Genomic DNA, 22,164 nt, shown 5'->3' with positions numbered 1-22,164 from the left:
CATGCGGGGAGGGGGGTGGCAAGCCCCGACTACCCCGCTAAGCCCATGGCTGACACGATCCGGTCAACCGCAACCTCCAGGTGCCGCACGCCGTCCTCCTGCATGACGGACGGGAGGGGGTCACGGTGGCGGAACCGGGCAGGGGTCACACGCGGTGGCGGCTGATCCTGCCCGTGCTGGCCGTGCCGGTGCTCGTCCTCGGGTTCCTGATCGTCGGCCTCTTCGCCTGGGCCCTGTCGGACGAGGACGACCCGCGCGCCGGGGCCATGCAGAAGGTGACCTGCGCCGAGGCGCTGGCCTTCGGCGGTGCCTCGGCCCCGGCGCACGCCCACGTCGGGAACTGCACCCTGCAGCAGGGCATCGACACCGCCTACACGGCGGTGCTGCGGATGCCGCGCGAGGACGTGCGCGACTGGCTGCGCGAGACGTATCCGAAGGCGCCAGAGGCCCGCTCGGACGCCTCCTGCGGGGCGCTGTGTCTCGACGTGAGCCACGAGGACGGCCTGCCCGCCACGGCCGGGGCCCACGTGGTGCAGGTGCGCGTGGAATACGAGAACGCCGAGACGGCGCGGGTGCGCTTCTCGGCGTTCACGATGTGATCGACGGTCCCCGATGTGATCGACGGTCCTACAGTGTCTTGCCCGTCGCCGGGCCCACCAGCAGTCCGTCGCCGCCCCGGTCGACCCGGACCGTGTCGCCGTCCTTGATCTCGCCGGAGAGGATCTCCTTGGCGAGCCGGTCGCCGATGGCGGTCTGGACGAGCCGCCGCAGCGGGCGGGCGCCGTACGCCGGGTCCATGCCCTCCTCCGCGAGCCAGGCCAGGGCCTCCGGCGTGACGTCCAGGGTGAGGCGCCGCTCGGCGAGCCGCTTGGCCAGGCGCTCGATCTGGAGCTTGGCGATGCGCTCCAGCTCGGGCCTGGTCAGGGCGGCGAAGACGACCAGGTCGTCCAGGCGGTTGAGGAACTCCGGCTTGAAGGAGCTGCGCACCACCTCCAGGACCTGTTCCTTCTTCTCCGCCTCGCTGGTGAGCGGGTCGACCAGGAACTGGCTGCCCAGGTTCGACGTCAGCACCAGGATGGTGTTGCGGAAGTCGACCGTGCGGCCCTGGCCGTCCGTGAGACGCCCGTCGTCGAGCACCTGGAGCAGGATGTCGAAGACCTCGGGGTGGGCCTTCTCCACCTCGTCCAGCAGGACGACGGAGTACGGACGGCGGCGCACGGCCTCCGTGAGCTGGCCGCCCTCCTCGTAGCCGACGTATCCGGGCGGGGCGCCGACCAGCCGGGCCACGCTGTGCTTCTCGCTGTACTCCGACATGTCGATGCGGACCATCGCCCGCTCGTCGTCGAAGAGGAAGTCGGCGAGGGCCTTGGCCAGCTCCGTCTTGCCGACACCGGTCGGGCCGAGGAAGAGGAAGGAGCCGGTGGGGCGGTCGGGGTCGGAGATCCCGGCGCGGGACCGCCGTACGGCGTCGGACACCGCCCGCACCGCCTCGGTCTGGCCGATGAGGCGCTTGCCCAGCTCGTCCTCCATGCGCAGCAGCTTCTGCGTCTCGCCCTCCAGCAGACGCCCGGCGGGGATGCCGGTCCAGGAGGCGACGACGTCGGCGATGTCGTCGGCGCCGACCTCCTCCTTGACCATGGTGTCCCGGGCGACCTCCTCCTCGGCCTCGGAGGCGGCCTCCAGCTCCTTCTCCAGAGCGGGGATCTCGCCGTAGAGCAGCTTGGAGGCGGTGTCGAAGTCGCCGTCGCGCTGGGCGCGCTCGGCCTGGCCGCGCAGTTCGTCGAGGCGTTCCTTCAGCTCACCGACGCGGTTGAGGGACTGCTTCTCCTTCTCCCAGCGGGCGGTGAGACCGCGCAGCTCCTCCTCCTTGTCGGCGAGGTCGCGGCGCAGCTTCTCCAGGCGCTCGCGGGAGGCCGCGTCGGTCTCCTTGCCGATCGCCAGCTCCTCCATCTTCAGCCGGTCGACGGCGCGCTGGAGTTCGTCGATCTCGACGGGCGAGGAGTCGATCTCCATACGCAGCCGCGAGGCCGCCTCGTCGACGAGGTCGATGGCCTTGTCCGGCAGGAAGCGGGAGGTGATGTACCGGTCGGAGAGGGCGGCGGCGGCGACCAGCGCGCTGTCGGCGATCTGCACCTTGTGGTGGGCCTCGTACCGTCCCTTGAGTCCGCGCAGGATCGCGATGGAGTCCTCGACGCTCGGCTCGGCGACCAGCACCTGCTGGAAGCGCCGCTCCAGGGCGGCGTCCTTCTCGATCCGCTCCCGGTACTCGTCCAGCGTGGTGGCGCCCACCATGCGCAGCTCACCGCGCGCGAGCATGGGCTTGAGCATGTTGCCCGCGTCCATGGCGGAGTCACCGCCGGCACCGGCCCCCACGACGGTGTGCAGCTCGTCGATGAAGGTGATGATCTGCCCGTCGGATTCCTTGATCTCGGCGAGGACGGTCTTCAGCCGCTCCTCGAACTCGCCCCGGTACTTGGCCCCGGCGACCATGGCCCCGAGGTCGAGGGCGACGAGCCGCTTGTCCTTCAGCGACTCGGGCACGTCCCCCTTGACGATCCGCTGGGCGAGCCCTTCGACGACGGCGGTCTTGCCGACGCCGGGCTCACCGATGAGGACGGGGTTGTTCTTGGTCCGCCGGGACAGCACCTGCACCACGCGCCGGATCTCCTGGTCCCGCCCGATGACGGGATCGAGCTTTCCTTCCCGCGCGGCGGCCGTGAAGTCGGTGCCGAACTTCTCCAGGGCCTTGTACTGCCCCTCGGGGTCGGCCGTGGTCACGCGCCGGGCGCCCCGCGTCTTCTGGAAGGCGTCCTGCAGCTTCCTGGCGTCGGCGCCCTGCTGGGACAGCACCTCGCCGGCCGCGCCGCCCTTCGCGGCGATGCCGATGAGGAGGTGCTCCGTGGAGAGGTACTCGTCCCCGAGGTCCTTGGCACGGGCCTGCGCGTCCGCGACGACGGCGAGCATCTCGCGGTTGGGCTGGGGCGGCGCCACGGTGGACCCGGTCACGCTGGGCAGCCCGGCGAGCACGCGCTCGGCTCCGGCGCGTACGGCCGCCTGGTCGGCGTCGACCGCGGCGAGCAGATCGGTGATGTTCTCGTTGTCCTGCCCCTGGAGCAGCGCCAGCAGCAGGTGGGCTGGGGTGAGGTCGGGGTGGCCCTCGGTCACGGCCCGGTTGCTGGCCGCGTTGATGGCGTCCCGGCTCCTGTTGGTCAGCTCGGCGTCCACGTTCGCGTTCTCCTCCTTGCACTGACCCGAACGACTTGCACAAAGTTGAGTCTAGTCCACTCAAGGCCGGTTCGGGGAGGAGACAGGGGCTAAGTTCCGGGGCATGGCGACCAAGTACTCCGTCGATCCGGGTGCCCCGGACCCGCCGTATCTCGCCTTCTGGCGGGAGCGGCACGTGTGCACGCTGACGACTCCGCGCCCGGACGGCACTCCGCACGTGGTTCCCGTCGGGGTCACATACGATCCCGAGGCCCGGCTCGCACGGGTGATCACGAACAAGGCGAGCGCCAAGGCGCGGCACGTCCTGGCCGCCGGGGAGCGGGGGGCGGCGGTCGCCGTCTGCCAGATGGAGGGCAAGCGCTGGGCGACCCTGGAAGGCCGGGCCTTCGTCCGCACGGAACCGGACCGGGTCGCGGAGGCGGAGCGCCGCTACGCCGAGCGCTACGGACGGACCCCTTCGCCGAATCCCGCGCGCGTGGTGATCGAGATCGAGCTGACGCGCGCGATGGGGCGAGGGTGAGAGAGGTTGAGCGGAGTGAAAATCCACACCGGTGATCGATTGGATCCGGCCACGGCGTGACTCGGGCGATACCCGGAAATGTCCCCAGAAACTGCAGCGGCGTCACCGTGTTCAGGTCACGGTGACGCCGCTGCGGGGGGAAGCACCTGAGCGATCTTTTACGACGGGGGAATCGCGTCAGGCACTGCGGGGGGTGGCAGAGATGGCCCTGGGGACGGGAGATTCGGCTTCCACCTGCTCGTGGTCCCTCTGGTCCAGGTTCACAAAGATCATTCCGTACCGTACGGCACACCGCACGGGCTGCGGCGCCCCCCGAGGCCGCCGCAGACACCGGTAAGCCCGTACGTCCTCGTCCTCGTCCCGCGTGACGACCACCGGCTCGCCGAATACGGTCACCATCAACGAGTCACCGCTGTGGGGGATGGCGGTGACCAGGTCGATGAAGTGCCAGCCGGAGCGGTAGGCGGTGGCCATTTCGCGGCGGAAGGAGCGGTCGTCGGGTGGAGTGGTCACGTCAGCTCCCGACCTCGTCAGCACCGGAACTCGCGGAGCTTCCACTGCTGCCGGCGTCGGCGTTCACCGCCACCGAAGGCCAGGTACTGTTCGCCCGCACCTCGTCCTTCGCATCGGAGAAGCCCCCGAGCACGCCCAGGGTCGCGGCGACGGAGAAGGCGGCGACAAGCACCGAGCGAAGCATTTTGCTGAACATAGTCGGCTTCGTCCTCACTTGAAGGTCCCCTTTTCCCCCGTCGAGTACGACGATGGCTCATTCGGGCACGTCATGGCCACAGAATCGATGCATCATGTTCCTGCATGTTCAGGACCCTGGGGGGTGGAGATTTGGGATCAAATCAGACTAATGAGACACATCCCCATCCGATTACGGAGTTGTGCGAGGAAGGTGGTCGCCTTTACACCATCGCACTGCGTGCCGGACGTCTGGCGCGCGAGGACGCCGACCCCGCACCCTGCCTGATCGAGCTGGCGCTGCTCCACCCCGATCCCGACGACCCGGCCTGGCTTCGCCCGGTTCCTCCCGTGGTGGCCCTCTCCCGGCAGCTCAACCCCCTGGAACAAGAGATAGCGGACCGCAGGCGACGGGCGATCGATCTCGCGGAGAGCTTTCAGCCGTTCATGGCCCTCGGCGCCCAGATGGCCACCACCAGCGACTCCATCACCGTCCTGGAGGGCGGCGAGCGGATCAACGCCGCGCTGAACATGGCCACGTCCCAGTGCCAGAACGAGATGCTCACGCTCCAGCCGAGCGATCGCTTGTCCGAGCGGAGCCTCCTGCAAGGGATGAAGCGCGACAGGCCGTTGATAGAACGCGGTGTGCGGATACGTACGGTGTACCAGCACACAGCCCGGTACAACCCGGAGCAACTGGCCTACTCCGCCCGGCTCGCCGACGGCAAGGCGGAGTACCGCACGATCGACGAACTCGTGGAACGGCTGATCATCTGCGACGAGACCGTCGCCTTCATCCCCACTCGCGACGACCAGCAAGTCGCGCTGGAGCTGCGGCACCCAGGGATCATCCGGTACCTGATCAAGGTGTTCGAGTTCATGTGGAACCGGGCCGTTCCGCTGAGCGCGACCACTCCCTACGAGATCGCGCAAGACGGCATCACGGAGATCCAGTACTCGATAGCCAAGCTCCTCGTCGAGGGTCATGTCGACGAGGCCATCGCCCGCCGCCTGGGCATGAACGTGCGCACGTGCCGGGCCCACATCGCGAAGCTCGCTTCGCTCCTGGGCAGTGGCAGCCGGGCCCAACTCGGCTACCTCATCGCACAGTCGGGGATTCTGGAGCGGGAGGGAGCGCCCCAGTGAGCGCGCCGCACCACGAGCACGGCGTGGAGGACCTCTGCTCCGCGGGTATGGAGCTGTACGAACGGGCCCTGCGCGAGGGGCACCTGCCCGCCGGGGACGCGCGGACCGTCCCGTGCCTCGTCGACCTCGGTCTGCTGCACCCCGCCGTCGACGACCCACTCAGGTGGGAGCCCGTCGCTCCGCTCGTCGCGTTGCACCGGCTGCTGCGGACTTCCGAGGAGCGGATCGCGAGCGAACGGCAGCGAGAGGCGCGGCTCGCCGAGACGTTCGGTTCCCTCATGCGGATCGCCGGGCCACGCACCTCAGCCACCGACACGCCCACGATACGGCTGCTCACCGGCACGAAGCAGATCAACCGGGCCATCACCGACGCGATGGCCGACGCCTCGGAGGAACTGGTCACCGTCCAGCCCCGCGCCGGACTGACCGGCGAACGCGGCCAGGTCGCCGATACCACGTCGCTCGACCGCGACCAGGCCGCGCTGGACCGCGGTTGCCGCATACGCACCCTGTACCCGCACACGTTGCGCCACTTCCCGACCATCACCGCCCGCTGCGAGCGACTGAAGGGCGACGTCGAGGTGCGCTCCATGGACGAAGTCCCCGACCGCCTCATCCTCATCGACCGCACAGTGGCCTTTGTCCCTGGCGACAAGGAAGGCGAACTCGCCCTGGAGATCCGGCACCCGGCCATCGCCGGATACCTGGCCACGGCCTTCGACCGCCTCTGGCGCCTGGCCACGCCCATGTACCCCGATGCCGCCCCTCAGCCCTCCCACAACGGCATCACCCCCCGCCAACGAGCCATAGCCGCCCTCCTCACCGAAGGCCACACCGACGCCGTCATAGCCGATCGCCTCGGCATGAACATCCGCACCGCCCGCGTCCACATCGCCAAGCTCGCCGCGACGCTGGGCAGTCAGAGCCGGGCGCAGCTCGGGTTTCTCATCGCGCGCTCGGGGATTCTTGACCAGGGATGCTGAGGGGTGCCGGCGAGTGCGGCCGGCCGTCCAGGCCCGCCTGGGCGATCCGCACTCCCAACTGCGTACGGCTCGCCGCCCCCAGCGTCTCCGACAGCCGGGCGATGTGCGCCCGGCACGTCCGCACGCTGATGCCCAGGCGTTCCGCGATGACCGCGTCCTGGTGCCCTTCCGCCAGCAGGGCCGCGATCGACTGCTCCCGGTGGGAGATGCCCTCGATGCCGGTGTCGGGCAGCGGCGCGGTCAGCGGGATGGCGAGGCGCCAGAGCCGCTCGAACACCGTGACCAGGTACTCGACGATCGCCGGGTGCCGTAGCTCCAGGGCCATCGTGCGGTCGGTGTTGGCGGGGATGAAGGCCACCGTCCGGTCGAAGAGGATCAGCCGGTCGATCACCTCGTCCAGCGTGCGCGCCTCCACCGCGTCGCCCATCAGCTCCAGATAGTTCAACAGGCCCTGCCCGTGCCGGGCGACATGCGTGTACAGGTCCCGCATCCGCACGCCCCGGCCGCGCAGCGCCAGCGCCCGGTGCAGCCCCTCGGAGAGTTCCGCCTCGCGCCGGATGCCGCCCGGCTGCACCGTGAGCACCTCGGTCGTGCACGCCTGGGTCGCCTCGTCCATCGCGGTCTGGATCCGGGCGAGGCCGTCCAGCACCCGGATCGCCGAGCCCTCGGCCGCCGAGGGGGCCGACTGTACGTGCCGTCCCAGCCCGGCGTACCACTCGAACGCCGCCACGGCCGAACCCACCCGCCGCTGGCTCGCGCTGACCTCGTCGTACATCCCGCGCAGCAGCCGGGTCATGACCTCCTGCGGGGCGGTCGGCACCAGCCAGTCCATGTCGTCGGGGTCAGGGTGCAGCAGGGCGAGTTCCAGCAGGCACGGCACCGGATCCGCGTCCCGGCGCGGCACGCGGCCCCGCCGTACGGCCCGGGAATACACGCGATCCCCGGCCTCGCACAGTCGGTCGGCACCATGTGGATGCTCCTCCGCCCCGTGCCCGGCCATCGCCCAGCCCACCCCCGGTTTCGCCGCCTTGCCGCAGCGGCAACTATGCGCGGCCTGCTCCGGCTCCGCAACACGGCTCCACCGAGGCCGCCGCAGTCCCGGCCGGCGGCTGGGCGGGGCCAAGCGCCGTCGCCGTCGGGCGCGAGCAGTGACGGACCGGGACCGGGGTCCTCGGCCTCCTTGACGTCGACGATCGCCCGGAGCCGCCGGGTGACCGTCTCCCGCGCCTCTATGAAGGGCCGGGGGCCGGCTGGCCGGCACCGGTCCGGTCGGTCACGCTCGTTTCTGTCCGCACGTCAGCCCCGTGGCGATGGGCCCGCCTACTTCAGCCCGATCGCCTCGCAAGCCGCCTCGTACTTCGCGGTGCAGATGTCCGACAGCTTGTAGACGTCGTCCGCGACCACCGTGTCCTTGATGTTCTCCTTGGTCAGGGCGACCACCGGCACGAGCTGGGCGGGGATGCCCTTGTGGGTGGGGCTGTCGACCTTGTCGCGGGTGAGGGCGGCGAACTGGATGTCACGGCCCTGGACCCTGGCCACGGCCATCTCCGCCGCGTTCTCGGCCTCCTGCGGATACGACTTGTACACGCTCATGTACTGGTCACCGGCGATGATCCGCTGCACCGCCGGGAGCTCCGCGTCCTGGCCGGTGATCGGCGGCAGGTCGGTGACGCCCGCGGCCTGAAGCGCCTTGACGATGCCGCCCGCCATGCCGTCGTTGGCGGAGTACACCGCGGCGATGTCGTCCTTGCCGATCTTCCGGATCGCTTCGACCATGTTGGCCTCGGCGTTCTCCGGCTTCCAGTCCTTGGTGTCGAAGGACTTCGCGATCGTCACCTTGCCGTTCAGCTCGGACATCGCACCGGCCTTGAACTGCTTGGCGTTCGGGTCGGTCGGCGAGCCGTTCATCATGACGATCTTGTCGGAGAGGCTCGCCTTCTCGCCGATCGCCTCCAGCAGGGTGCGCCCCTGGACCTCGCCGACCAGTTCGTTGTCGAAGGAGATGTACGCGTCGATCGGGCCCTCGGCCAGCCGGTCGTAGGCGATGACCGGGATGCCGGCGTCCTTGGCCTTCTGCACCTCGTCGGCGATGGCGTGCGAGTCGACGGCGTCCAGCAGGATCACGTCGACCCGGTCGTCGATCATCTGCTGCAGCTGGGCCGCCTGCGTGTCCGCGCTCGCCTCGGCGTTGGCGTACTCGACGCGGCCCCGGTCGTTGGTGAGGGACTCGACCTTCCTCTTGATGATGGGGTAGTCGAAGTTCTCGTACCGGGTGTTCGCCTTCTCGGGGAGCAGCAGGCCCACGGTGATGTCGTTGCCCTTGGTCGGGCTCGCCTCGTCGCTGCTCCCGGTCGCGTTGAGCACGCCGCAGCCGGCGAGCGTGACGGACATCGCGGCCGCGGCCACGGATATGGAGATACGACGGCGCATGCGGGAGCTCACTTCGCGTGTGATTCGGACGTGGGCGCACTTTGTGGCCCATGTGACTGAAAAGCCAACGCGGGTGCGCCCCCAGCGTCAAGCGGAACCACTTAACGAGATGACAACACCACGCTCCGCAGCAGTTGTGAAGACTCTGCGGAATCACCTCCAAGTGACATGCACCATCCGGTCATCCACAGGGGGCTCGGCGAAAGCGCCCCAAGACCGCCCAAGACACGTGAAAGGGGCCGGGAGTCTCCTCCCGGCCCCTTCACAGGCGTATGCGCGACAGTCCGACTCAGTCCGACTGCTGTTGCCGCTTCGGCCGCCACACCACCAGCGCGCTGGTCTGCTGGACCTCCTGGTACGGCACCAGGTCACGGCGGTACGAAGCGTGCACCGCCGCCTCGCGCTGCCGCATGGCCGCCGCCGCGCCGTCGAGGGCGTCCTCCAGCTCGGCCACCCGGGCTTGGAGCGCGGCGACCTGGTTCTCCAGTTCGATGATGCGCTTGATGCCCGCCAGGTTGATGCCCTCGTCCTGCGACAACTGCTGGACGGTGCGCAGCAGTTCGATGTCGCGCGCCGAGTAGCGCCGGCCCCGGCCCGCGGTGCGGTCCGGAGACACCAGCCCCAGGCGGTCGTACTGGCGCAGGGTCTGCGGGTGCAGGCCGGACAGCTGGGCCGCCACCGAGATGACGTAGACCGGGGTCTCCTCGGTCAGTTCATACGGGTTGCGTCGACGACCGTCCATCTGAGTCATGCTCCCTTCGCGGCCTGGAACAGCTCCGCCCGCGGATCCTCACCCGCGGTCGCCTCGCGATACGCCTCGAGCGCGTCACGAGCCTTCCCCGTCAGGTCCTTCGGAACACTCACCTCGACGGTGACCAGAAGGTCGCCGCGGGTGCCGTCCTTACGGACCGCGCCCTTGCCCCGGGCGCGCATCGTACGGCCGTTCGGCGTGCCGGGCGGCAGCTTCAGCGTGACGGGCGGGCCGCCCAGCGTCGGCACCCGGACCTCGCCGCCGAGGGCCGCCTCGGCGAAGGTCACCGGGACGGTGACGGTGAGGTTGTCGTCCTTGCGGCCGAACACCGGGTGGGAGTCGACGTGCACGACCACGTACAGATCGCCCGCCGGGCCGCCGCGCTCGCCCGGTGCTCCCTTGCCGCGCAGCCGGATCCGCTGGCCGTCGCTGACCCCCGCGGGGATGCGCACCTGCATGGTCCGCGAGGACTTGGCCCGGCCGCTGCCTTTGCAGACCTCGCAGGCGTTCTCCGCGATCAGGCCGCGGCCCTTGCAGTCCGGGCAGGGGTCGGTGAGGGAGAAGCCACCGCCGCTGCCGCGGGCGACCTGCCCGGTGCCGACGCAGGTCGGGCACACGCGCGGTGTGCCGTTCTTGTCGCCGGTGCCCGAGCAGGCCTTGCAGGGCGACTGCGAGGACATCCGCAGCGGGACGGTCGCGCCCTCGATCGCCTCCGTGAAGCTCAGCGTGACCTCGGACTCGATGTCCTGGCCGCGCCGCGGATGCGTGCGCGTCCCCGCGCCCGCGCCGCCACGGTTGAACAGGCCCCCGAAGACGTCACCGAGTCCACCGCCGAAACCGCCGGCTCCCTGGCCGCCCGGGGCGCCTCCGAAGAGGTCGCCCAGGTCGAAGTTGAAGGAGCCGCCGCCCGCGCCGGGCCCCGGGCGGAAGCCGCCGTTGCCGAAGAGGGCGCGTGCCTCGTCGTACTCCTTGCGCTTCTTGGGATCGCCGAGGATGTCGTTGGCCTCGGAGATCTCCTTGAAGCGCTCCTCCGCCTTGACGTTGCCCTTGTTGGCGTCCGGGTGGTACTCGCGGGCGAGCTTCCGGTACGCCTTCTTGATCTCGGCCTCGGTGGCGTCCTTGGGGACGCCGAGGACCTTGTAGTAGTCCTTCTCGATGAAGTCCTTGGTGCTCATCCTCGACGCCCCTCCTTCCCTTCGTCCGCTATGACGTCAGCCCTCTTCCGGGCCACCGCTCTCCTTGTCGTCGGCTTCGGCGGTCTCGTCCGCCTTGACCGTCTGCGCCCCCGGCTGGGGCTCGGCCACCGCCACCCGCGCGGGGCGGATGGTGCGCTCGCCGATCCGGTACCCGGGCTGCAGGATCGCGACGCACGTCGTCTCGGTGACGTCCGGTGCGTAGCTGTGCATCAGGGCTTCGTGGATCGTCGGGTCGAAGGGCTCGCCCTCCTTGCCGAACTGCTGAAGGCCCATCTTGGCCGCCGTGCTCTCCAGCGACTCGGCGACGGACTTGAAGCCGCCGACGAGTTCGCCGTGTTCACGCGCGCGGCCGATGTCGTCGAGCACGGGCAGGAGCTCGGTCAGGAGGTTCGCGATGGCGATCTCCTTGACCGCGATCCGGTCACGCTCGACCCGGCGGCGGTAGTTCTGGAACTCGGCCTGGAGGCGCTGGAGGTCCGCCGTGCGCTCGCCCAGCGCCGTGCGGGCCTGGTCCAGCTGTGCCACCAGAGCCACGTCCTGGCCCGTGTCCCCGGCCGGGGCCGCCCCCTCCTCCTGCGAGGGGGAGTCGGCGGCCTTCGGCTCGGCGTCGTCGGAGGTGGCGCCGGAAGGGACGTCGGGCTGCTGCTCGTCGAAGCCCGGGGTCTCCTCCGTCACGCGGCACCATCCTTCCGGTCCTCGTCCACGATCTCGGCGTCGACGACGTCGTCGTCGGCCTTCGCGTCACCGGCACCGGCACCCGCGCCGGCTCCGGCGGAGTCGCCACCGGCGGCCTGCGCGGCGTTCGCGTCGGCGTACATCGCCTGTCCGAGCTTCTGCGAGACGGCCGCGACCTTCTCCGTGGCGGTGCGGATCTCGGCCGTGTCCTCGCCCTTGAGCTTCTCCTTCAGCTCACCGACGGCTTCCTCGACCTCGGTCTTGATGTCGCCGGGGACCTTGTCCTCGTTGTCCTTGAGGAACTTCTCCGTCTGGTAGACGAGCTGCTCGCCCTGGTTGCGGGCTTCGGCGGCCTCGCGGCGCTTGTGGTCCTCCTCCGCGTACTGCTCGGCCTCCTGGCGCATGCGGTCGACCTCGTCCTTCGGCAGCGAGGAGCCGCCGGTGACGGTCATCTTCTGCTCCTTGCCCGTGCCCAGGTCCTTCGCGGTCACGTGCATGATGCCGTTGGCGTCGATGTCGAAGGAGACCTCGATCTGCGGGACGCCGCGCGGCGCCGGCGGCAGACCGGTCAGCTCGAACATCCCGAGCTTCTTGTTGTACGCCGCGATCTCGCGCTCGCCCTGGTAGACCTGGATCTGCACGGACGGCTGGTTGTCCTCGGCCGTCGTGAAGATCTCGGACCGCTTGGTCGGGATCGTGGTGTTGCGCTCGATGAGCTTGGTCATGATGCCGCCCTTGGTCTCGATGCCGAGGGACAGCGGGGTGACGTCGAGGAGCAGGACGTCCTTGACCTCGCCCTTGAGGACACCGGCCTGCAGGGCGGCGCCGATGGCGACGACCTCGTCCGGGTTGACGCCCTTGTTGGCGTCCTTGCCGCCGGTCAGCTCCTTGACGAGCTCGGCGACGGCGGGCATACGGGTCGAGCCGCCGACCAGGACGACGTGGTCGATCTCGCTGATGGAGATGCCGGCGTCCTTGATGACGTTGTGGAACGGCGTCTTGCAGCGCTCCAGGAGGTCCGCGGTCAGCTGCTGGAACTGGGCGCGGGTGAGCTTCTCGTCGAGGTGCAGGGGGCCCTCGGCGGAGGCGGTGATGTAGGGCAGGTTGATCGAGGTCTCGGTGGACGAGGACAGCTCGATCTTCGCCTTCTCGGCGGCCTCGCGCAGACGCTGCAGCGCCATCTTGTCCTTGCCCAGGTCCACGCCGTGGCCGGACTGGAACTGCTGGACCAGGTAGTCGACGATGCGCTGGTCCCAGTCGTCACCACCGAGGTGGTTGTCACCGTTGGTGGCCTTCACCTCGACGACACCGTCGCCGATCTCCAGCAGCGAGACGTCGAACGTACCGCCACCGAGGTCGAAGACCAGGATGGTCTGGTCGTCCTTGTCGAGGCCGTACGCCAGCGCGGCCGCGGTGGGCTCGTTGACGATGCGCAGCACGTTCAGGCCGGCGATCTCGCCGGCCTCCTTGGTGGCCTGGCGCTCGGAGTCGTTGAAGTACGCCGGGACGGTGATGACCGCGTCGGTCACCTTCTCGCCCAGGTAGGACTCGGCGTCCCGCTTCAGCTTCTGGAGCACGAAGGCGCTGATCTGCTGCGGGTTGAAGGGCTTCCCGTCCAGCTCGATCTTCCAGTCGGTGCCCATGTGCCGCTTGACCGAGCGAATGGTCCGGTCCACGTTGGTGACCGCCTGACGCTTGGCCACCTCTCCGACGAGCACCTCACCGTTCTTGGCGAAGGCGACGACGGACGGCGTGGTCCTGGCGCCCTCGGCGTTGGTGATGACGGTGGGCTCGCCGCCCTCCAGAACGCTGACGACGGAGTTAGTCGTGCCCAGGTCGATGCCGACCGCACGTGCCATGGTTGATTCCTCCAGCTGACTTGAGTGGAACGGACTCAAGTGTGCACGACGGCTCCCCAGCGGTCAACAGACCTGAGTCGAACAGGCTCAACTCTTATCTGCTCCTTACACGCAATGAGGCTCTGACCTGCGGAGGTACTGAGCGTCGATCGGCGTACACAGGGACACGGGAGAGTGCGAACACGACCACGAGCGCCCCACCCGCCACCCACCACAGGGCGTCGCCCCCGACCCGGCCGGCGTGCGCGAGTACCCCTGCGAGGACGGCGGAGAACGCCCCGAAGCCCAGCAGCAGGGTGACCCCCGGCACGGTCAGCCCGAGCCGCCGCAGCCGGTGCGCGAGATGATCCGGCCCGCTCCGCAGCAGGACCCGCCCGACCGACCGCCGCGACCACAGCACCAGTACGGCGTCGGCACACACCACGGCGGTCAGCGCGAACAGCACCCCGGCGCTCTCCCCCAGGCCGAACCCGGCGCGGACGTGCACGGCGGCCACGGCGATCACGAACCCCGCGGACATGGCCCCGCAACTGCCCAGCGCCACGCGCGCGGGGTGCCAGTTGTGCAGCAGGAACCCGGTCAGCGCGGCGGCCAGCACGCTCATCAGCCCCGCGATCCCGTCCATCACGTCCACGGCGGCACAGGCCGCCACCCCGAAGGCGGTGACGACCCCGACCGCACCCGCGAGTCCGTCGGCGTGATCGATGCCCCGGAAGGCGAGGGTCACCCCCACGATCCACAGGACCCCGAGCAGCCCGGTCCCCACCCCGGCCTCCGCGTACGGCACGACACACGCGGCCGCCACAGCGGTACCGGCGGCCAGCACCCGCCGCCGCAGTCGCCACACGTCGTCGACGAGCCCGAGCAGGGCGACGACACCGCCGGCGACGAGCAGCCCGCCGATCCCGCCCCCGGCCGAGCCCCACTCCTCGAAACCCACCACCGCTGCGGTGACGACCACGACGGCCACACCCCCGGACAACGGCACCTCCCGCTGCCGCCGCCGCCCGACCAGCCGCAGCCGCAGCGCGGGGCCCCGGAGGACGGCCGCGAGCAGGGCGGTGAGGAGGAGGGCGGTGGCGGCGGCAGCGATCCCGTAGAGCACGGATATAAGTTAGGCGTCACTATGACAATTCGGTACGAATAACACGACGGGATCGCGACCGGATTCCGCACCGCTTCTGAGGCAACCCTCAGCGATTCAGATCACTGCCCACCCGGCTACAGTGCGGCGGAAGATAGGGGTAGTCTCAGACGGACTGCATAAGTTACCGCTTAGTAATCTCGGGGAACCCTGAAGAACGACCGGTTCCCCCGACAAACCCTCGCAGGCCCGAGGAGCCCCCATGCAACTCGCCGCGATCATCGTGTCGCTGGTCTTGACCGTGGTCGGCGTCGCGCTGCTCGCACGCGCGATCGGCCAGTTCGTCCGGTACTTCAAGCTGGGCCAGCCCGTGCCCGCCGGTACCCGGACCGACAACCCCTACCAGCGCAGCGTGACGCTGGTGAAGGAGTTCCTCGGCCACACCCGGATGAACCGGTGGGGCATCGTCGGTATCGCCCACTGGTTCGTGGCGATCGGCTTCCTGACGCTGCCGCCCACGATCATCACCGCGTACGGCCAGCTGTTCCAGGCCGACTGGACGCTGCCGGTGCTCGGCGGCTTCCTCCCCTACGAGCTCTACATCGAGTTCATCGCCGCGATGACGACCCTGGGCATCGCGACCCTGATGGTCATCCGCCTGCTGAACCTGCCGTCGCGGCCGGGCCGCAAGTCCCGCTTCGCCGGCTCGAAGATGGGCCAGGCGTACTTCGTCGAGTACGTCATCCTCACGATCGGCCTGGCCATCTACGTCCTGCGGGGCCTGGAGGGCGCGCTCCACCACGTGGACCACTACGAGGCCGCGTACTTCGCCTCGTACCCGCTGGTCCTGGCCTTCAAGGGCCTGAGCGTGGCGGCGCTGCAGAACCTCGTCTACTTCTTCGCGATGATCAAGCTGGGCACGACCATGATCTGGATGATCACGGTCAGCCTGAACACCAACATGGGTGTCGCCTGGCACCGCTTCCTGGCGTTCCCGAACATCTGGTTCAAGCGCGAGGCGTCGGGCGGGACGGCGCTGGGCGCCCTCCAGCCGATGACGTCGGGCGGCGAGCCGATCGACTTCACCGACCCGGGCGAGGACGACGTCTTCGGTGTCTCCCAGGTCGAGCAGTTCTCCTGGAAGGGCCTGCTGGACTTCTCCACGTGCACCGAGTGCGGCCGCTGCCAGTCGCAGTGCCCGGCGTGGAACACGGGCAAGCCGCTCTCCCCCAAGCTGCTGATCATGTCGCTGCGCGACCACGCGCACGCCAAGGCGCCGTACCTGCTGGCCGGCGGCGGCAAGACGATGGAGGGCGAGGAGAAGGCGTCTCCCGAGGCTCTCAAGGATGTTCCGGCGTCGGCGCTGGCGGAAGCCGAGCGCCCCCTGGTCGGCACGCTGGAGGACAACGGCGTCATCGACCCGGACGTCCTGTGGTCCTGCACCACCTGCGGTGCCTGCGTCGAGCAGTGCCCGGTGGACATCGAGCACGTCGACCACATCGTCGACATGCGCCGCTACCAGGTGATGATCGAGTCCGCGTTCCCGTCCGAGGCGGGCACGATGCTCAAGAACCTGGAGAAGAAGGGCAACCCCTGGGGCCTGGCGAAGAAGCAGCGCCTGGAGTGGCTCAAGGAGGTCGACTTCGAGGTCCCGGTCGTCGGCAAGGACATCGAGGACCTGTCCGAGGTCGAGTACCTGTACTGGGTCGGCTGCGCGGGCGCCCTGGAGGACCGCGCGAAGAAGACCACGAAGGCCTTCGCCGAGCTCCTCCACATCGCGGGCGTCAAGTTCGCCATCATGGGCGGCGACGAGAAGTGCACCGGTGACTCCGCCCGGCGTCTCGGCAACGAGCCCCTGTTCCAGGAGCTCGGCATGGAGAACGTCATGGCGCTGAACATGGCGTTCGGCGAGGAGATGGACGACGAGGGCAAGGTGACGCCCGAGTCGGCCAAGCCGAAGTCCTCCAAGAAGATCGTCGCGACCTGCCCGCACTGCCTGAACACGCTCGGCAACGAGTACCCGCAGCTCGGCGGCGACTACGAGGTCATCCACCACACGCAGCTGCTCCAGCACCTGGTGGACGAGGGCAAGCTCATCCCGGTGACCCCGGTCGAGGGCATCATCACGTACCACGACCCCTGCTACCTGGGCCGCCACAACAAGATCTACACGCCCCCGCGCGAGATCATCGCCAGCGTCCCCGGCATCCGCAACGAGGAGATGCACCGCCACAAGGAGCGGGGCTTCTGCTGTGGCGCGGGTGGTGCGCGGATGTGGATGGAAGAGCGCATCGGCAAGCGCATCAACAACGAGCGTGTCGACGAGGCGCTGTCGGTGAACCCCGACATCGTGTCGACGGCCTGCCCCTTCTGCCTCGTGATGCTCACGGACTCCGTCAACGGCAAGAAGAACGACGGCAAGGCGAAGGAGTCCATCACGGTCGTGGACGTCGCCCAGCTCCTGCTGGACTCGGTGAAGACGCCGGTCCCCGCGGAGGGCGAGGACGATGACGACGAGCCGCCGGCGGGCACGACGGACTCGGAGAACGCACCGGAGCCGGAGCCGGTGAAGTAGCCGGTTACCACGGGTTGTTCTCGACGCCCCCTGTCCGAGTTGTCGGGCGGGGGGCGTCGGCGTTCCCCCGCCGGATGCCGCCGGACGCCGCCGGTCAGCGCGGGAGGGGGTCTCAGCCGCCGGGAGGGGGTCTCAGTCGCGGTGGCCGGAGCCGACCCCCGCCAGCCCCGTCCCGAGAAGGATGTAGGCCGCGAGGGCCAGGAACGGTATGTGCCCGCCCGCCCTGTCGATGTCGTCGGTGAAATACCCGGAGACCCCCGACCAGAACAACCCACCGACGGCCACCAGCACGGCGTTGTGGGTCTCCCCCATCATCCGCATGCCGGCCCACAGCAAAAGGGGCATGAGAACCCAGGAAGCGGCTGTGGTGAGCAGGAACTCGAAGCTGCCGGCCCACATGTCGTCGTCGCTCTCGGCTGCGATGTCGCGTGCTCCCGCGAAGCCGGCGGACATGAGGGTGTGGCAGGCCACGGTCGCGGCGGTGACGGTGACGGCGCCTTTGACATGGCGTACGTATCGCATGGGCGGGGATCCTCGCTCCTCTCAGGCCGTGGGCCCGCCCGAGTGCGGTCCGCGTCCGGGCAGGTCGTCCGCGCCGCCTGGTGAAGACGAGGCAAGTCCAGGAGCGGACATGATCCCGGGCGTCGCAGCGCTCTGCGGTGGCAGGTGCGGTGCGGGCCATGGGGTGGGCGCGGCCGCCGGCGGTGCGAGGCGCTGAGGCCGGCGGCGCCGGGCGAGCCACAGCACGAGTACGGCGTAGATCAGGGTCGTCGCCATGTCCGCGAGGGCGAGTTGCCAGGGCGAGTCGGCGGCGGTCTCGTCGGACGACAGCCCGTCGACGACCGCGGCGGCGACGCCGAAGGCCAGCAGGTTGTTGAGGACGTGCAGGGCGACGGCAGCCTCCAGGCCACCTGTACGGATGGTCAGCCACCCGGCGACCAGGCCGAAGAACAGCAGGCTGAGGAAACCCCACGAGGTGCCCCAGCCGTGGGCGACGGCGAACAGCGCGGCCTGCGGGAGCACCGCGAACCACGGAGAACGGACGAAAGCGCCGACCGCCTGTGTCAGCCAGCCCCGGAAGACGTACTCCTCGGCCGCGGCCTGCACCGGGACGAGGACGGCCAGCACGGCGAGCGCGCCGAGGAACGATCGCCAGCCCACCCACGCGCCGAGCTCCCCCGAGTCGGCTCCGTCGTCGGGCAGGAGGGCGGCGGTCAGCGCCAGCACGGCCACGGGGGGCACCGCGGCGAGCAGGCACCAGGCCAGCCAGCGCCACCGCAGCCGTCCCTCGACGGACGACAGGGTGCCGGGCGGTCGCCGCCCCGGCCACCACACGGCCGACAGGATCAGGGGCAGGGCGACCGCGATGGACGTCAGGGCCAGGGCCGTGTCGAGGAGCGGTCCGAAGTCGTGGCCTCCGTCGGGGAGTTCACGGAGCCCGGCCGCTGCGCCGATGCCGTAGGACAGGGCGAACAGCACGACGTTGAGTACGGCGTAGGCGCCGAGAAACAGCAGGGTGCCGAGCAGGGGCCGCCACCAGCGGTGATGGCCGGTGGAGTGGCCCATGCGGTGGTAGGCAAGGCCGGTGGGGTGCGGTAACGGCGTTGTCATGATCCCTACTATGCAGGGGATCACCTTGCTCAGCACGGCAGTTGGGGCCGTGTCCGGATCTGTCGGGAGCGGCCGGTAACCAGCCCGGGACCCAACCGCCATGGGCGGGGCCCTACGCCCGCCCGCGGCTCCGGGCTGAAGGTCATCGAGGCACCTCAGGCTGTTCAAGTGGTCGTGGACGGCTTTTGAGGTACGGCCTTGGGCACTTCGGTGGCTGTACTTCCTTGCTGCGCTTCGGCCTCTTGACGGGCGGCGGCGAGGTTGTTGCGGCTGGTGACGGTGTGCGGGTGGCTCTGCCCCAGGACCCGCTCACGCTGGGCAAGGATGGCCTCCAGCAAGGGAATGGCCTTACCGAGTTTCCCGGCGTGACGATAGGCGGCGGCGAGGTTGTTGCGGCTGGCGAGGGTGTGCGGGTGGCTTTCCCCCAGGACCCGCTCACGCTGGGCAAGGATGGCCTCCATCAGGGGAATGGCCTTACCCAAGTCCCCCATGTCCCCGTAGGCGCTGGCAAGGTTGTTTCCGCTGCTGAGCGTGTGAGGGTGGGTCTCCCCCAGAACCCGCTCGCACTGGGCAAAAGTGGCCTCCAGCAGGGGAATAGCCTTGTCCAGATCCCCGGCACCCAGGTAGGCGGTGGCGAGGTTGTTTCGGCTGGCGAGGGTGTGAGGGTGAGCGTCCCCCAGGATCTCCTCGCGCTGAGCAAGAGTGGCAGCCAGCAGCGGAATGGCCTTACCCAAGTCACCCGCTGCCTGATAGGCGCTTGCGAGGTTGTTTCGGCTGGTGAGGGTGTGAGGGTGGGTGTCCCCCAGAACCCGCTCGCACTGGGCAAGGGTGGTCGCCAGCAGCGGAACAGCCTTACCCAAATCCCCGGCACCCCGATAGGCGACAGCGAGATTGCCGCGGCTGGCGAGGGTATCGGGGTGAGTGTCCCCCAGGATCTCCTCGCGCTGGGCAAGGGTGGCCTCCATCAGGGGGATAGCCTTACCCAAATCCCCGGCACCCAGGTAGGCGGTGGCGAGTTTACTGCGGCTGGCGAGGGTATCGGGGTGAGTGCTCCCCAAGACCCCCTCGCACTGGGCAAGGGTGGTCGCCAGCAGCGGAACAGCCTTGCCCAGATCCCCGATTTCCCGGTACGCGGTGGCGAGATTGCTGCGGCTGGCGAGGGTATCGGGGTGAGTGTCCCCCAGGATCTCCTCACGCTGGGCAAGGGTGGCCTCCATCAGCGCAATAGCCTTACCCAAATCCCCGGCACCCAGGTAGGCGGTGGCGAGATTGCTGCGGCTGGCGAGGGTATCGGGGTGAGTGTCCCCCAGGATCTCCTCACGCTGGGCAAGGGTGGCCATGTACAAGGGAAGGGCTCGGCCCAGGTCACCCGCCGCCTGGTAGGCACTTGCGAGGTTGTGACGGTTGGCGAGGGTGTGCGGGTGGGTGTCCCCCAGGACCTCCTCGCCCTGGGCGAGGGTGGTCATGTACAAGGGAATGGCTCGGCCCAGGTCACCCGCCGCCTGGTAGGCGTTGGCGAGGTTGTGGCGGTGGGTCAGGGTGTCGGGGTGAGTGCCTCCGAAAGCCTGTTCGGAGAGGGTGAGGGTGGTGGTGCGCAGCATGATGGTGTGCGCGTCGCGGCCTTGCCGGTAGAGGTACTGCGCGGCCTGGTAATAGGTGTCGACCGCTTCGGCGGTGGCGGGGTGTTGGGGTGGTATGGACTCTGCCAGGGCCAGGATGTGAGGGAGCAGGCGCTCCCATGGAGCGGTCGGTTCGGGCTGGGCGTTGTCGGGTGGGACGGGTAAAGCCTGCTTCACCACCTCTTCCGCCTCGGCACGACCGGGGGCCGGCCCAGGGACGCCGGTGTCCGATTCGGGTGTCGTGCTCGTGCGGAGGACGGTCTGTACGAGGCGATGGACGCTGATGCCCTGGCGGTCGTCGGTGAAGGCGATCATGTTGTAGGCGTGGAGTTCGCCCAGGGCGCTGGCCAACGCGATCGTGTCGGGGGCCAGCGGGGCGAGGAGGCTGCGCGGGATGTCGTCGGGGGCGAGCCACGCCATGGTGTGCAGGAGGGTGACCGCCAGTGGCTTTCGGGTTCTGATCGCGGTGAGGGTCTGGCCCCAGATACGGGCGATGGTCCGTTCGGGGTCGTCGACGTCATCGTGTTCGTCCAGGACGAGTCCGAGGGACTGGCGGTAGGTGTCGAGGTCGGTGCCGGTCCGGTAGGCGTAGGCGCCGGCCTGTTCCAGTGCCAGTGGCAGGCATCCGAGGTCCTCGGCGAGTTTCCGCGCCGCGTCCCGCTGCTCACCGGTGGGGGCGCAGTCCTGGAAGGCGATGGCGCACAGCAGGTCGGTGGCCTCCTCCAGGGGGAGCAGGCCCAGGGCCATCTTGGGAGCCAGTTTGTGCCATCCGGTGGCTCTCCGGCTGGTGGCGAGGTGGTGGCCGCGGTTCAGGGTGCCCAGGTAGGGGCGCAAGTGAGCGGGATCCTCGACGTTGTCGAAGATCAGCAGCCAGCCGGGGTGGGCCTGGAGCCAGGTGATCGCCCACGCCGCGCGCTCGTCCGGCCCGGCGGTCCGCGCCCATTCCGGGCACAGCTGCACCGCGATGCCGGCGAGGCCGTTCACGATCGCTTCGGGGGATTCGGCGGTGATCCACCACACCAGCGTGTACGCGCTGCGGTAGCGGTCGGCGTAGTGCAGGGCCAGGGCGCTCTTTCCCACGCCACCCAGCCCGTGGATCGCCCGCGCCCGTGCCTGGGCCGGCTGCACCACCGCAGCCGACCCCTCGCCCGTGAGCATCTCCCGCAGCCCGGTCAGCTCCTGCTCGCGGCCGACGAAGACTCCCGACGCCGACGTCGGCAGGAACCCGGCTTCCGGCGGGGCCTGAACGGTGTGGGCCCAGTGCACGGCCTCCTTCGGCAGCACCACGAGCCGCGCGTTGTCACCGCTGATGGCCACCCCGATCGACCCGGCCCCCATCGGCCGGTCACCGGTCACCTCGACCCGCACCCGCTCCTGCGGGCCCTGCGCGTTCACCGCTGCGGCGGGTGGATGGTGGCGTTGTCGCCGGAAGCCGCGATGCCGATGTGCTGCGCGCCGATGGCCCGGGTCCCCGACACGTGCACTGTCACTGCGCCCTGCCCCGGCAGCAGCACCGCCAGCTCCCGCACCAAATCCGCGTCCTCCCACAGCGCGCTCTTGAGCTGATGCCGCAACGCCCCTGTCGCGTCCGTGTCGCCCGGCTCCTCGGCAGCCGTGTGCGCGGCCGACACATACGGTGTCGCCCGCTCCACCAGCTCGACAATCTCCGTGCTCACGAGGGCTCCTGACTGTGCGCCACTACGGGTCACCGCGCTTCTGCGGGGTGACCTAGCGTAGGAATTCGCGATGCTCTGTGAGCACAAAACGGCTGAACCACCTGCTGCGGTTCCATGTCCGGTGACC

General features: G+C 69.5%; 19 protein-coding genes. 5 read left to right on the top strand and 14 right to left on the bottom strand.

Annotation, left to right across the window (positions count from 1 at the left end; all coding sequences use genetic code 11):
• The first annotated feature begins 125 nt into the window (after positions 1-125).
• Positions 126-599: a hypothetical protein gene (locus ABZ192_RS01070; protein ID WP_356922425.1), complete on the top strand. Its 474-nt coding sequence runs from the start codon at positions 126-128 to the stop codon at positions 597-599.
• Between the two features lie 28 nt (positions 600-627).
• On the opposite strand, the gene clpB is transcribed toward ABZ192_RS01070, so the two are convergent.
• A complete protein-coding gene (gene clpB, locus ABZ192_RS01065; RefSeq protein WP_356922424.1) occupies positions 628-3,225 on the bottom strand; it encodes an ATP-dependent chaperone ClpB in 2,598 nt (865 codons plus the stop codon).
• A gap of 103 nt (positions 3,226-3,328) precedes the next feature.
• On the opposite strand from clpB, the gene ABZ192_RS01060 reads away from it, so the two are divergent.
• The gene (locus ABZ192_RS01060; protein WP_356922423.1) at positions 3,329-3,745 is read left to right on the top strand and encodes a TIGR03618 family F420-dependent PPOX class oxidoreductase; all 417 of its coding nucleotides are present in this window, start codon (positions 3,329-3,331) and stop codon (positions 3,743-3,745) included.
• A gap of 177 nt (positions 3,746-3,922) precedes the next feature.
• Here the strand turns inward: ABZ192_RS01060 and ABZ192_RS01055 are convergent, their stop codons facing one another.
• Positions 3,923-4,258 (bottom strand): hypothetical protein, encoded by a 336-nt coding sequence (locus tag ABZ192_RS01055; protein ID WP_356922422.1) that lies wholly within the window; start codon positions 4,256-4,258, stop codon positions 3,923-3,925.
• Between the two features lies 1 nt (position 4,259).
• Positions 4,260-4,442 (bottom strand): hypothetical protein, encoded by a 183-nt coding sequence (locus ABZ192_RS01050; RefSeq protein ID WP_356922421.1) that lies wholly within the window; start codon positions 4,440-4,442, stop codon positions 4,260-4,262.
• A gap of 116 nt (positions 4,443-4,558) precedes the next feature.
• Here ABZ192_RS01050 and ABZ192_RS01045 point away from each other — a divergent pair, with 116 nt between their 5' ends.
• Both ABZ192_RS01045 and ABZ192_RS01040 read left to right on the top strand, forming a co-directional pair.
• Positions 4,559-5,578, top strand: coding sequence for a helix-turn-helix transcriptional regulator (locus tag ABZ192_RS01045; protein ID WP_356922420.1), 1,020 nt, complete (start codon positions 4,559-4,561; stop codon positions 5,576-5,578).
• Entirely contained in the window at positions 5,575-6,561 is a 987-nt protein-coding gene (locus ABZ192_RS01040; RefSeq protein WP_356922419.1) for a LuxR C-terminal-related transcriptional regulator, read from the top strand. Before ABZ192_RS01045 ends, ABZ192_RS01040 begins: the two co-directional genes overlap by 4 nt.
• On the opposite strand, the gene ABZ192_RS01035 is transcribed toward ABZ192_RS01040, so the two are convergent.
• The 7 genes from ABZ192_RS01035 to ABZ192_RS01005 all read right to left on the bottom strand — a co-directional run bounded on the left by ABZ192_RS01035 (position 6,524) and on the right by ABZ192_RS01005 (position 14,577).
• Positions 6,524-7,561, bottom strand: coding sequence for a LuxR C-terminal-related transcriptional regulator (locus tag ABZ192_RS01035; RefSeq protein ID WP_356922418.1), 1,038 nt, complete (start codon positions 7,559-7,561; stop codon positions 6,524-6,526). The two genes, ABZ192_RS01040 and ABZ192_RS01035, sit on opposite strands and share 38 nt — an antisense overlap.
• A gap of 320 nt (positions 7,562-7,881) precedes the next feature.
• Positions 7,882-9,003 carry a substrate-binding domain-containing protein gene (locus ABZ192_RS01030; RefSeq protein ID WP_356922417.1) on the bottom strand — a complete coding sequence of 374 codons (1,122 nt, stop codon included), beginning with the start codon at positions 9,001-9,003 and terminating at the stop codon, positions 7,882-7,884.
• 277 nt (positions 9,004-9,280) lie between these two features.
• Entirely contained in the window at positions 9,281-9,733 is a 453-nt protein-coding gene (locus ABZ192_RS01025; RefSeq protein ID WP_031142455.1) for a helix-turn-helix domain-containing protein, read from the bottom strand.
• Positions 9,734-9,738: 5 nt separating this feature from the next.
• Complete coding sequence (dnaJ, locus tag ABZ192_RS01020) at positions 9,739-10,917, bottom strand: molecular chaperone DnaJ (protein WP_356002366.1); 1,179 nt, start codon at positions 10,915-10,917, stop codon at positions 9,739-9,741.
• A 36-nt stretch (positions 10,918-10,953) separates the two neighbouring features.
• Positions 10,954-11,613, bottom strand: a complete 660-nt coding sequence (gene grpE / locus ABZ192_RS01015) for a nucleotide exchange factor GrpE (protein WP_356922416.1) — start codon at positions 11,611-11,613, stop codon at positions 10,954-10,956.
• Positions 11,610-13,472 (bottom strand): molecular chaperone DnaK, encoded by a 1,863-nt coding sequence (gene dnaK, locus ABZ192_RS01010; RefSeq protein WP_356922415.1) that lies wholly within the window; start codon positions 13,470-13,472, stop codon positions 11,610-11,612. Before dnaK ends, grpE begins: the two co-directional genes overlap by 4 nt.
• 94 nt (positions 13,473-13,566) lie before the next feature.
• Positions 13,567-14,577, bottom strand: a complete 1,011-nt coding sequence (locus ABZ192_RS01005; protein WP_356922414.1) for an MraY family glycosyltransferase — start codon at positions 14,575-14,577, stop codon at positions 13,567-13,569.
• A 241-nt stretch (positions 14,578-14,818) separates the two neighbouring features.
• Here ABZ192_RS01005 and ABZ192_RS01000 point away from each other — a divergent pair, with 241 nt between their 5' ends.
• Positions 14,819-17,131 (top strand): (Fe-S)-binding protein, encoded by a 2,313-nt coding sequence (locus ABZ192_RS01000; RefSeq protein ID WP_356922413.1) that lies wholly within the window; start codon positions 14,819-14,821, stop codon positions 17,129-17,131.
• Positions 17,132-17,263: 132 nt separating this feature from the next.
• Here ABZ192_RS01000 and ABZ192_RS00995 read toward each other — a convergent pair whose 3' ends face one another.
• From ABZ192_RS00995 to ABZ192_RS00980, 4 genes are all read right to left on the bottom strand, one after another.
• Positions 17,264-17,653: a hypothetical protein gene (locus tag ABZ192_RS00995; RefSeq protein ID WP_356922412.1), complete on the bottom strand. Its 390-nt coding sequence runs from the start codon at positions 17,651-17,653 to the stop codon at positions 17,264-17,266.
• 21 nt (positions 17,654-17,674) lie between these two features.
• On the bottom strand, positions 17,675-18,742 hold the full coding sequence (locus ABZ192_RS00990) for a type II CAAX endopeptidase family protein (RefSeq protein WP_356922411.1): 1,068 nt from the start codon (positions 18,740-18,742) through the stop codon (positions 17,675-17,677).
• A 164-nt stretch (positions 18,743-18,906) separates the two neighbouring features.
• Positions 18,907-21,756: an FxSxx-COOH system tetratricopeptide repeat protein gene (gene fxsT, locus ABZ192_RS00985; RefSeq protein ID WP_356922410.1), complete on the bottom strand. Its 2,850-nt coding sequence runs from the start codon at positions 21,754-21,756 to the stop codon at positions 18,907-18,909.
• Positions 21,753-22,037: a hypothetical protein gene (locus ABZ192_RS00980; RefSeq protein ID WP_356922409.1), complete on the bottom strand. Its 285-nt coding sequence runs from the start codon at positions 22,035-22,037 to the stop codon at positions 21,753-21,755. The genes fxsT and ABZ192_RS00980 overlap by 4 nt, the downstream gene beginning before the upstream one ends.
• Positions 22,038-22,164 lie beyond the last annotated feature (127 nt).

The sequence above is a fragment of the Streptomyces sp. NPDC006235 genome, assembly GCF_040613735.1.
Lineage (GTDB): Bacteria > Actinomycetota > Actinomycetes > Streptomycetales > Streptomycetaceae > Streptomyces.
This window is presented reverse-complemented; position numbering and strand designations above follow the sequence as displayed.

What these genes read in the sequence shown, in the direction of transcription:
- ABZ192_RS01060 (WP_356922423.1), top strand. Translation starts at nt 3,329, where the DNA reads ATGGCGACCAAGTACTCCGTCGATCCGGGTGCCCCGGACCCGCCGTAT.
- ABZ192_RS01035 (WP_356922418.1), bottom strand. Translation starts at nt 7,561, where the DNA reads ATGGCCGGGCACGGGGCGGAGGAGCATCCACATGGTGCCGACCGACTG.
- ABZ192_RS01000 (WP_356922413.1), top strand. Translation starts at nt 14,819, where the DNA reads ATGCAACTCGCCGCGATCATCGTGTCGCTGGTCTTGACCGTGGTCGGC.
- ABZ192_RS00995 (WP_356922412.1), bottom strand. Translation starts at nt 17,653, where the DNA reads ATGCGATACGTACGCCATGTCAAAGGCGCCGTCACCGTCACCGCCGCG.
- ABZ192_RS00990 (WP_356922411.1), bottom strand. Translation starts at nt 18,742, where the DNA reads ATGACAACGCCGTTACCGCACCCCACCGGCCTTGCCTACCACCGCATG.
- dnaK (WP_356922415.1), bottom strand. Translation starts at nt 13,472, where the DNA reads ATGGCACGTGCGGTCGGCATCGACCTGGGCACGACTAACTCCGTCGTC.
- ABZ192_RS01025 (WP_031142455.1), bottom strand. Translation starts at nt 9,733, where the DNA reads ATGGACGGTCGTCGACGCAACCCGTATGAACTGACCGAGGAGACCCCG.
- dnaJ (WP_356002366.1), bottom strand. Translation starts at nt 10,917, where the DNA reads ATGAGCACCAAGGACTTCATCGAGAAGGACTACTACAAGGTCCTCGGC.
- ABZ192_RS01050 (WP_356922421.1), bottom strand. Translation starts at nt 4,442, where the DNA reads ATGCTTCGCTCGGTGCTTGTCGCCGCCTTCTCCGTCGCCGCGACCCTG.
- ABZ192_RS01045 (WP_356922420.1), top strand. Translation starts at nt 4,559, where the DNA reads ATGTTCAGGACCCTGGGGGGTGGAGATTTGGGATCAAATCAGACTAAT.